This window comes from Canicola haemoglobinophilus (assembly GCF_002015075.1).
Taxonomy (GTDB): domain Bacteria; phylum Pseudomonadota; class Gammaproteobacteria; order Enterobacterales; family Pasteurellaceae; genus Canicola; species Canicola haemoglobinophilus.
The window spans coordinates 31,796-42,040 of sequence record NZ_MUXZ01000022.1; the positions used below are offsets into that span (position 1 = coordinate 31,796).

The window sequence follows — 10,245 nt, forward strand, 5'->3', positions numbered from 1 at the left end:
ATGAAAGAAGATAAATACAGCACTTTGCAGTTTCAACTGAAGTTATTAAGTCTAATTCCTAAAAATAAGCGCATAAGTAGCAAAGAGTTACAAGAACGCTTGCAAGAGGCAGGCTACAAGCGAGATTTACGTTCTATTCAACGTCATTTAGCAACATTATGCGAGCAATTTGAGCAACATTTAGATTGTGATGGCAATAAGCCCGCAGGATATAAATGGAAAGAACAAAGTTGTGGTTTAAGTTTACCTATGCTTAATGAGCAGCAATCTCTAGTCTTAATGCTTGCCAAAAACCATTTAAGCGCTTTGTTACCAAGTAATATTATGTCCATTATGGAGCCCTTTTTTGTACAAGCAGAACGGAATTTAATTTACGATAATAAATATACTGAAGGACATCAATGGCTAGAAAAAACTTGCATTGTTCCTACTAGCCAACCTTTAATACCCGCAGAAATTGCCCCTGAAATTTTTAAATCTGTGAGCTTAGCTTTATATAGAAATAAATGGTTAAGCATTGCTTATCGTAATCAGAAAGGAAAAGAACATTCAGCTAGGGTCATGCCATTAGCACTAGCACAACAAGGTGCCAGTAGTTATCTCGTGGTGCAATATGAAAATGGATCTATTCTCCATTTAGCCTTACATCGAATTTTATCTGCCGAAATATCCACAATGAGTTTTGAACGCCCTCAAACTTTTAATCTTAAGGAATATATTTCAGAAGGTCATTTTGGCTTTGGCGATGGCAAAAAAATTAAATTAACTTTTTCCATTGCAAAATGGGCTGGCTTTCATTTAACCGAAACGCCTTTATCTAAAGATCAGATAACTCTTGAAGAAGACGATAAACATTACAGATTTCAAGCCACTTTAGTGGACACGGAAATGCTAAATTGGTGGCTAGCAAAATTTGGCGATGAGATTTGGGATATAGAAAAAATTGGGGCTTAGACTTATACGACTTATAATGCCATATAAATATTTAAAATAGTTTCTAATATTATTTAAAGCTAATTGGAGGGCGAATGGCGAATATTTATTTAGTCAGAACTGATGAAAAAGTAATTAAAAAAGGTTATGTTGGTTTGGGCTGGGGTAAGGTTGATTTCTCTCAATTCCAAAATATTAGAGATTTATTACATAGGATCAAAGAACAATATCCCAATGGAATTGGGAAATCTAAAAATAAGATTAAGTATTTTTTTAGTTTAAAAGCGGGAGATATTGTTGTTATTCCTCTCGTTAAATCTGTTGCTATTGGTATTGTGGAAGGTAAGAAAAACTTTGATGTTAGTTTTGGATATAAAGCAACAAATTTAGTTTCAGTTTCTTTTTTTAGAGATAAAAACACAGATAAATTAATTAAGGTACCAAGAGCTAAGCTAACAGATAATTTTCAGCGTTATTTAAAATTCCGAGGGAGTATATGTAACCTAAAAGAATTTGAAGCTGAGATTCAAAATTTGATTAATGATATTAGCAATGGTGATGTTTATACTTATGATACTTATCTAATTAGAGAAGAAGAAAAACTAGAAGAACGATTTAAAAAGGATTTACTCCAGAAAATAGTATCTGGTAAAAGTTATTTATCGCCAGATAAATTTGAAATGTTAATTATTGAACTATTAAAGTTAGAGGGATATACAGCTATTCGAAAAGCTAAAAATCAGTCATCAGATATTTCCGATATAGATATTAAAGCTTATGGTAGAGATATTTTCTCAAATAATTTATTTATTCAAGCGAAGTTACATGAAGGAGAAACTGATAGTCGAGGAGTTAAACAATTACTTGAATATCAATGTTCAGATGATGAAGTCGAGATGAATTATAAAAAATGTTTAGTGACAACTGCTATTTTATCTGAAGCTGCAGCTTTGCTAGCAGAGGACAATAATATTCTAGTGATTGAGGGGATTCAACTTGTCGATTGGATTTATAAGCATGTTGCTAATTTGTCTATGGCAACAAAGAGCTCATTAGGAATTCTGCATGTGCCAGTCATTGTCTAATTTATATTTGCAAAGAGAGAATATCTAGTAAATATAAATTTAGAAAAGAACAGTTAAACGACAAGATTTGTCGCTTTGCTATTTAAAATACCTCTATTAAAAGATGATAGGGGTATTTTTTATGTGTGACATCAAATTAAATCCACCAACAGTGTCGCTTTATACAGAAAAACTGATTTTAAAAGTATTGCTTGAACATAATGTGATAAATAAATTTATTCGAGAGTCTAGTTACAGAGATGATAATTTAGCCGCAAGTTTAGGGCTTCCAGAAGAAGATGACCCTCTTTATTTTGCTAAAGACAGTGGCATTTCATTTAAGCTAGCCATCAATAAAGCCCTCAAAAAACGTTATGCAGAAATCCAAAATTTGCCATTGGATATTCCTGATAATTTTGTAGTTGCTTACCAAAATATAGCGAAAATTCAAAAATATTTAGATTTAACTGCTGAAGAAATCAAAATATTGCAATTTACGATGCACCTTCAAGCAGAAAAAAGTTTAGAAAATACCTTAGATTATCTTGGTAATGTTGATCTGAATACTGCTTGTTCTGTAGTGGCTGATTTATTGAATATTGCAAAAAGTAAAGTCATAAATGCGGTCAAAAAATCTGCTAATTTAATGAGTTATGGTGTAATGAAGGATAACAGAGGAAATTATAATGATGTGGATGATTATTTTAATTGGGGTCATACCATTGATTTTGATGATTTCTTGCTGTTTGAATTAGATGAGGATTTATTGCTGAAAAAGGCACTTAAAGTAGCGAAAAAATCCTCTTTAACGCTAGCGAATTTTGAACATATTGCAGATATGCGTAAAACTTTGCTGGATTATTTAGCGGATTGTTTAAAGAGCAAAAAGTGCGGTGCTAATATTTTGCTTTATGGTTTAGCAGGCACGGGTAAAACAGAATTGGCAACCTTGCTCGCAGAAACGTTGAATGTCCCTTGCTATTTCTTACATTATGAAGATGAGGACGGCGATATTATTGATGGTGAGAGACGTTTAAATCGTTGCCACTTAGCACAAACCTTATTACAAGATCGAGATGCAATTGTTATTTTTGATGAAGTAGAAGATGTTTTTGCAAGCGGTTTATTTGAGCGTTCAGTAGCACAACAAAATAAAGCTTGGGTCAATAATTTTTTAGAAAATAATACCACTCCAATGATTTGGATTTCTAATTCAGTTTCAGGTATTGATCCTGCTTATTTACGGCGTTTTGATTTGATTTTTGAAATGCCTAATTTACCAACCAAATATAAAGAAAAATTAATTCGAGAAATCGCAGAGGAGTATCTTTCTGATGATTATGTGCGTTATTTTTCACAAGTTCAGGCACTTTCACCTGCGATATTAACGCGAGGTATTAATGTTGTGAAACAACTAAAAAGTGCGGATCAAAAAATTGATTTTTCTCATAAGTTGCTAAATGTATTTAATCAAACCTTACTTGCTCAAGGCCATCGCAAAGTACAGCCGTTAAATCAGAAAAAATTGAGTTATTCGTTGGATTATGTGAGCTGTCGCCATGATTTATATAAGGTTACTCAAGGTTTATCGCAAACAAAAAGAGGGCGTATTTGCTGCTACGGACCACCTGGAACAGGTAAAACTGCATGGGCTGAATGGTTGGCTCAAGAATTGGATATGCCTTTATTGCGTTGTCAAGGTTCTGATTTGTTGAGTAAATATGTAGGGGAAACTGAGCAAAAAATTGCTCAGGCTTTTGAGAGAGCGAAAGAAGAAAATATGTTATTAGTCTTAGATGAGGTGGATACTTTTTTATTTGCAAGAGAAAGTGGGCAACGGAGCTGGGAACATAGCCAAGTGAATGAAATGTTAACTCAAATTGAGCATTTTGAAGGGCTAATGGTTGTTTCCACAAATCTTATGGATGGGCTTGATCCAGCGGCATTAAGACGTTTCGATTTGAAGTTGTATTTTGATTATTTGCAAGAAGAGCAAATTTTTAGCCTTGCACAGCAACAAGTAGAAAAATTAGGGCTATCAATACCTACTAAGCAAGAGCTATCTTATCTTAAGCAACTCAGGAAATTGACCTTAGGCGATTTTGCTACGGTAGCTCGCCGCCATTATTTTTGTCCGTTTAATTCTACGACCGATTGGCTTGATGCCTTGAAAGAGGAGTGTGAATTGAAAAATGGCACACAGAAAATGACAATTGGTTTTTAATTTTTATCGAGGTATCAAATGAATCATCCCGTAATCAACTTCTATTTAGAAAAATGTAATGGTGCATATAATTATTCATTACAAGATATGTGGAATATACCGCAAATCATATTAGGTGATGGATATTTTTATATTCCTTGGCTATTTCCCGTGATGGAGAGTTCCAAGTGGAATACCAATGTGCCCGTATTTACTGAACAAGAGGCTCAATATTTCAGCCAGAATGCCGAAATCCAACAGAAGTATTTACATTCAGTAGATTTTTTATTGGATTATTTTTGTTTATATCGTGAAGGTGATCAAATTTACGCCAAGCCTGAATTAATAGCTCGGAATTATTGGTTACGCAATATTGGGCATGAAAGTAAAAAAATATCTCGTTTAATTCGTAGTTTAAATATTTGTGGTCAAAAGACCTTAGCCAAAAACTTACAACAATTTGCCTTAAAAATGGGGGTAGAAAAAGGTGTTATTCAACCTGAAACTATGGGTATTTGGCAGAGTTTAATTGAGTAGTTCTATATTACTATTTGTTTATTTGAGCGGTTAAATTTGTAAAAATTTAACCGCTCTTTTTGATTTTTTAATTGAAGGTTGATATCAATATAAAAGTTCATAATTTATCCAATAACCTGTTTATTATTAACTAAAAAGAAAAAGTTCTTTTCTTATTTCAGTATTGTTTACTGATCTCTGCTTCGCTATTATGCGCCGCGTGAATTAACACATTTCTTTTTAATTATTTTATATAGGAATTTTTATGAACTCATTAAACAAATATAACCCTTATGTTTTAGCTTTATTACGAATCGTTGCAGCTTATATGTTCTTATTACATGGAACAGATAAAGTTTTCGGCATGCCAGCTGTTTTTGGTCAGCAACCTTTATTCTCATTATTTGGTATTGGTGGCGTCATTGAAATTATTGGTGGGGTATTGCTAATATTAGGTCTATTCACTCGTCCTGTGGCGTTTATCCTTTCAGGTCAAATGGCAGTCGCTTATTTCTATGTTCACGCTTCTGCTGCGAATGTATTATTACCAATTTTGAACGGCGGTGAACTTGCTGCATTATATTCTTTAGTTTTCTTGTTCTTCTTTGTGCATGGTGCTGGCGCCTTTGCATTAGATAACAAATTAGCGAAAAAATAATTATTTTAATATTTTATTCATACTCCCTTTTGCCTGCTTTATGCGGGCTTTTTTTATTTTTTATTTACACAAAAGCAAACGTTTGCGTTATAATGCCGGCGTTTTTTTATTGGTTCAATTAAAGGAAATTTTCAATGCAATTAAATCGTCCTATCCGTCAAGCATTACTCAGCGTTTCAGATAAATCAGGAATTGTTGAATTTGCACAAGGTTTAGCTAAGAGAGGAGTGAAATTATTATCAACAGGAGGCACGGCAAAATTGCTTGCTGAAAGTGGTTTACCTGTAACTGAGGTGTCAGATTACACGGGTTTTCCTGAAATGATGGATGGGCGAGTTAAAACCTTGCATCCTAAAATTCATGGTGGAATTTTAGGCCGTCGTGGTACAGATGATGAAGTGATGGCACAGCATCAAATTGATGCTATTGATATGGTTGTTGTGAATTTATATCCTTTTGCGGCAACAGTGGCTAAACCTGATTGTAGCCTTGAAGATGCGGTAGAAAATATTGATATTGGCGGACCAACAATGGTACGTTCTGCGGCAAAAAATCATAAAGATGTCGCTATCGTGGTAAATAATGCAGACTTTAATGCCATTTTGGCTGAAATGGATCAAAACCAAAATGGTTTAACTTTAGAAACCAGATTTGATTTGGCGATTAAGGCATTTGAACATACCGCTCAGTATGACAGCATGATCGCTAACTATTTTGGGCAAATGGTAAAACCTTATTTTACTGCTGAGGAAGAAGATACCGATGCGAAGTGCGGTCAATTTCCACGAACTTTAAATCTTAATTTTGTGCGTAAGCAATCAATGCGTTATGGCGAAAATGGTCATCAAAAAGCGGCTTTTTATATGGAGAATGAGGTCAAAGAGGCGAGCGTATCAACGGCTAAACAATTACAAGGTAAAGCACTTTCTTACAATAATATTGCCGATACTGATGCCGCACTTGAATGTGTGAAATCTTTTGCTGAGCCAGCTTGTGTTATTGTCAAACATGCCAATCCTTGTGGCGTTGCGCTTGGAGAAGATATTTTGGAAGCTTATAACTGTGCGTATCAAACGGATCCAACTTCAGCTTTCGGCGGTATTATTGCCTTTAACCGTGAATTAGATGAAAAAACCGCAAAAGAAATTATTGATCGTCAATTTGTTGAAGTCATCATTGCACCAAAAGTAAGCCCTGCGGCACAAGAAGCTGTTAAAAGTAAGAAAAATGTTCGTTTATTAGAATGTGGATATTGGGAAAGCTCACAACAACGTTTAGATTTTAAACGTGTCAATGGTGGCTTATTGGTACAAGAAGCGGATTTATCTATGGTTGGTTTAGATGATCTTGAAGTCGTGAGCAAACGTCAACCAACAAAACAAGAGTTAGAAGATCTTTTATTCTGCTGGAAAGTGGCAAAATTTGTAAAATCTAATGCTATTGTTTATGCCAAAAATAATCAAACCATTGGTATTGGGGCAGGGCAAATGAGCCGTGTTTACTCAGCAAAAATTGCGGGGATTAAAGCGCAAGACGAAGGCTTAGAAGTCAAAGGTTGTGTAATGGCATCTGATGCTTTCTTCCCATTCCGTGATGGTATTGATGCAGCGGCTAAAGTCGGGATTGAATGTGTCATTCATCCAGGTGGCTCAATGCGTGATCAAGAAGTGATCGATGCCGCTAATGAACATAATATGGTCATGGTATTAACAAAAATGCGCCATTTCCGTCATTAATTTTTAATCTAGAAGTCCATTATGATATAGCTGATGCACAATAGGAATGACTGTAGGGACGCCATGCTGGCGTCCGTTAAAAAATTGAATGTGATTATTTAACTTTTTACTAAATAGTTTACGGACGCCAGCGTGGCGTCCCTACCTAGTTAATCTAATGCATTGCGTTATTGCATGATGTCGAATAAGAAAATCAAAGAAAGAATTTTAAAGGAAAACGAATGAATATTTTAATTATCGGAAATGGTGGGCGTGAGCATGCTTTGGCTTGGAAAGTGGCTCAATCGCCGTTAGCAAGTAAAGTTTTTGTAGCACCGGGTAACGCTGGAACAGCAATGGAAACGGGTGGCAAAAGTGCGGTAGAAAATGTCGCAATTTCAGCGACTGATATTGATGGATTAGTTAAATTTGCACAAGACAAGCAAATTGGTTTGACCATTGTCGGCCCTGAAGCACCTTTAGTGATTGGCGTAGTTGATGCTTTCCGAGCTGCTGGTTTGAAAATTTTTGGACCAACGCAAGCGGCGGCACAGCTGGAAGGCTCCAAGGCTTTTACCAAAGATTTCCTTGCTCGTCATCAAATTCCTACTGCGGAATATCAAAACTTTACCGATGTAGAACAAGCACTGGCTTATGTGCGTGAAAAAGGTGCACCTATTGTGGTTAAAGCTGATGGCTTAGCCGCTGGTAAGGGCGTAATTGTTGCGATGACCTTAGAGGAAGCTGAAACGGCGATTAAAGATATGCTTTCTGGTAATGCTTTCGGTGATGCTGGAAGTAGAGTGGTAATTGAAGAATTTTTAGAAGGCGAAGAAGCCAGTTTTATTGTGATGGTGGACGGTAAAAATGTCGAGCCAATGGCGACTTCACAGGATCATAAACGAGTGGGCGAAAATGATACAGGCTTGAATACAGGCGGAATGGGGGCTTATTCGCCAGCACCTGTAGTCACTGCTGAAATTCATGATCGCATTATGCAACAGGTTATTTATCCAACGGTAAATGGCATGGCAGCTGAAGGCAATGTTTATACAGGCTTTTTATATGCTGGTTTAATGATTGATAAAAATGGGCAGCCTAAAGTGATTGAATTTAACTGCCGCTTTGGTGATCCCGAAACTCAGCCAATTATGATGCGTTTACAGTCAGATTTAGTTGAGCTTTGTTTAGCCGCTTGTGATGGAAAATTAGATCAAGTGCAATCACAATGGTCTGAGCAAGCCGCACTTGGTATCGTACTAGCAGCCGAAGGCTATCCAGCGGATTATCGCAAAGGCGATGAAATTCAAGGTTTGCCTGTAAGTGCGGTAGCAAATCAAAAAGTTTTTTTAGCTGGTGTCGAACAGAAAGAGGGAAAACTTTTAACCAATGGCGGTCGTGTGCTTTGTGTAACTGCTTTAGGTGATACGGTTTTTGCAGCTCAGCAACAAGCTCTATCATTAGCTGAAAAAATCCAATGGAAAGGTCGTTTCTATCGCCGAGATATTGGCTATCGAGCAGTACAAAGAGAAAAGCAATAGTAGGGACGACACGTTGGCGTCCGTAAAAAGCTGAATTAACTTTTTATTTTTCATGACGGCGCTTATTAATGAAAAGTTTTCATAAGTCTGATGAAAAATTGGAATTAAATTTTTATTAAAATTTTAAGTCGAAACAGGTAAACTAGTTACCACTTTATAATTAGCAAAAGAGGAAAACACAATGTTAAAAAGAAGTATGAATATTGCCGATTACGATCCAATCTTATGGCAAGCCATTCAAGATGAAAATCGTCGTCAAGAAGAGCATATCGAATTAATTGCATCAGAAAACTATGCTAGTCCACGAGTAATGGAAGCTCAGGGATCTCAGTTTACCAATAAATATGCAGAAGGTTATCCAGGCAAACGCTATTATGGTGGTTGTGAATATACGGACATCGTAGAGCAATTAGCAATTGATCGTGCAAAAGAATTATTTGGTGCAGATTATGCGAACGTACAACCGCACTCAGGCTCGCAAGCAAATGCGGCTGTTTACATGGCATTATTAAATCCAGGCGATACGATTTTAGGTATGAGCCTAGCACATGGTGGCCATTTAACTCATGGTGCATCAGTGAGTTTCTCTGGCAAAATTTATAAAGCAGAACAATATGGTATTACATCAGAAGGCTTAATTGACTATGATGCGTTACGCAAACAAGCGCATGAAGTGAAACCAAAAATGATCGTAGGTGGATTTTCGGCTTATTCTCAAGTGGTTGACTGGGCAAAAATGCGTGAAATCGCTGATGAAGTGGGTGCATATTTATTCGTTGATATGGCGCACGTTGCTGGTCTAATTGCTGCAGGTGTTTATCCAAGCCCAATGCCACATGCACATGTAGTAACCACAACAACACACAAAACCTTAGCAGGTCCTCGTGGTGGTTTAATCCTTGCTAATGGCGATGAAGAATTGTACAAAAAATTAAATAGTGCGGTATTCCCAGCTGGACAAGGTGGTCCATTAGTTCATGTGATTGCAGCGAAAGCGGTTTGTTTTAAAGAAGCTTTAGAACCAGAATTTAAAGCATATCAAGCGCAAGTATTGAAAAATGCGAAAGCAATGGTGGAAGTCTTTAAACAACGTGGATATAACGTTGTATCTAATGGCACAGAAAACCATTTATTCTTAGTTGACTTAGTTAGCCATGGTTTAACAGGTAAAGCAGCAGATGCAGCATTAGGCCGTGCAAATATTACGGTTAATAAAAATGCGGTACCAAATGATCCACAAAAACCATTTATTACCTCTGGTATTCGTGTGGGTACGCCTTCTGTTACTCGCCGTGGTTTTAAAGAAGAAGATGTTGTAGAGTTAGCTGGTTGGATGTGCGATATTTTAGATAGCATGAATAAAGATAACCATGAACAAGTTATTGCTGATGTGAAAGAAAAAGTATTAGCAATTTGTAAACGTCTTCCTGTTTATCCATAAATCTTATTTTTTAACCTCAATTTTGATTACAAGCGATGGTTTAGCCATCGCTTTTTTTGTTTAAAGTGCGGTGTGATTTTATCGTATTTATTTCCCATTCATACCTTGCTTAAATAGCTCATTTCTAACAAATGCCCCATATTAAAGTGCGGTTAAAAAAAGCCCCCTTCCTAA

Annotated in this window: 8 protein-coding genes; all 8 read left to right on the plus strand. The window is 36.2% G+C overall.

The features are described 5' to 3' along the window. The 8 genes from B0186_RS07950 to glyA all read left to right on the plus strand — a co-directional run bounded on the left by B0186_RS07950 (nucleotide 1) and on the right by glyA (nucleotide 10,071). Nucleotides 1-954, plus strand: a complete 954-nt coding sequence (locus tag B0186_RS07950; RefSeq protein ID WP_078218844.1) for a helix-turn-helix transcriptional regulator — start codon at nucleotides 1-3, stop codon at nucleotides 952-954. Between the two features lie 74 nt (nucleotides 955-1,028). Continuing rightward, nucleotides 1,029-2,018 carry a restriction endonuclease gene (locus tag B0186_RS11895; protein ID WP_211272433.1) on the plus strand — a complete coding sequence of 330 codons (990 nt, stop codon included), beginning with the start codon at nucleotides 1,029-1,031 and terminating at the stop codon, nucleotides 2,016-2,018. Between the two features lie 121 nt (nucleotides 2,019-2,139). Continuing rightward, nucleotides 2,140-4,221 (plus strand): AAA family ATPase, encoded by a 2,082-nt coding sequence (locus B0186_RS07960; RefSeq protein WP_078218837.1) that lies wholly within the window; start codon nucleotides 2,140-2,142, stop codon nucleotides 4,219-4,221. 18 nt (nucleotides 4,222-4,239) lie between these two features. Next, a complete protein-coding gene (locus tag B0186_RS07965; RefSeq protein ID WP_078218838.1) occupies nucleotides 4,240-4,737 on the plus strand; it encodes an opioid growth factor receptor-related protein in 498 nt (165 codons plus the stop codon). 244 nt (nucleotides 4,738-4,981) lie between these two features. Beyond that, nucleotides 4,982-5,374: a DoxX family protein gene (locus tag B0186_RS07970; RefSeq protein WP_078218839.1), complete on the plus strand. Its 393-nt coding sequence runs from the start codon at nucleotides 4,982-4,984 to the stop codon at nucleotides 5,372-5,374. Nucleotides 5,375-5,508: 134 nt separating this feature from the next. Beyond that, nucleotides 5,509-7,110, plus strand: coding sequence for a bifunctional phosphoribosylaminoimidazolecarboxamide formyltransferase/IMP cyclohydrolase (gene purH / locus B0186_RS07975; RefSeq protein WP_078218840.1), 1,602 nt, complete (start codon nucleotides 5,509-5,511; stop codon nucleotides 7,108-7,110). Nucleotides 7,111-7,331: 221 nt separating this feature from the next. Further along, nucleotides 7,332-8,630 (plus strand): phosphoribosylamine--glycine ligase, encoded by a 1,299-nt coding sequence (gene purD / locus B0186_RS07980; protein WP_078218841.1) that lies wholly within the window; start codon nucleotides 7,332-7,334, stop codon nucleotides 8,628-8,630. A gap of 181 nt (nucleotides 8,631-8,811) precedes the next feature. Further along, nucleotides 8,812-10,071 carry a serine hydroxymethyltransferase gene (glyA, locus tag B0186_RS07985; protein ID WP_078218842.1) on the plus strand — a complete coding sequence of 420 codons (1,260 nt, stop codon included), beginning with the start codon at nucleotides 8,812-8,814 and terminating at the stop codon, nucleotides 10,069-10,071. Nucleotides 10,072-10,245 lie beyond the last annotated feature (174 nt).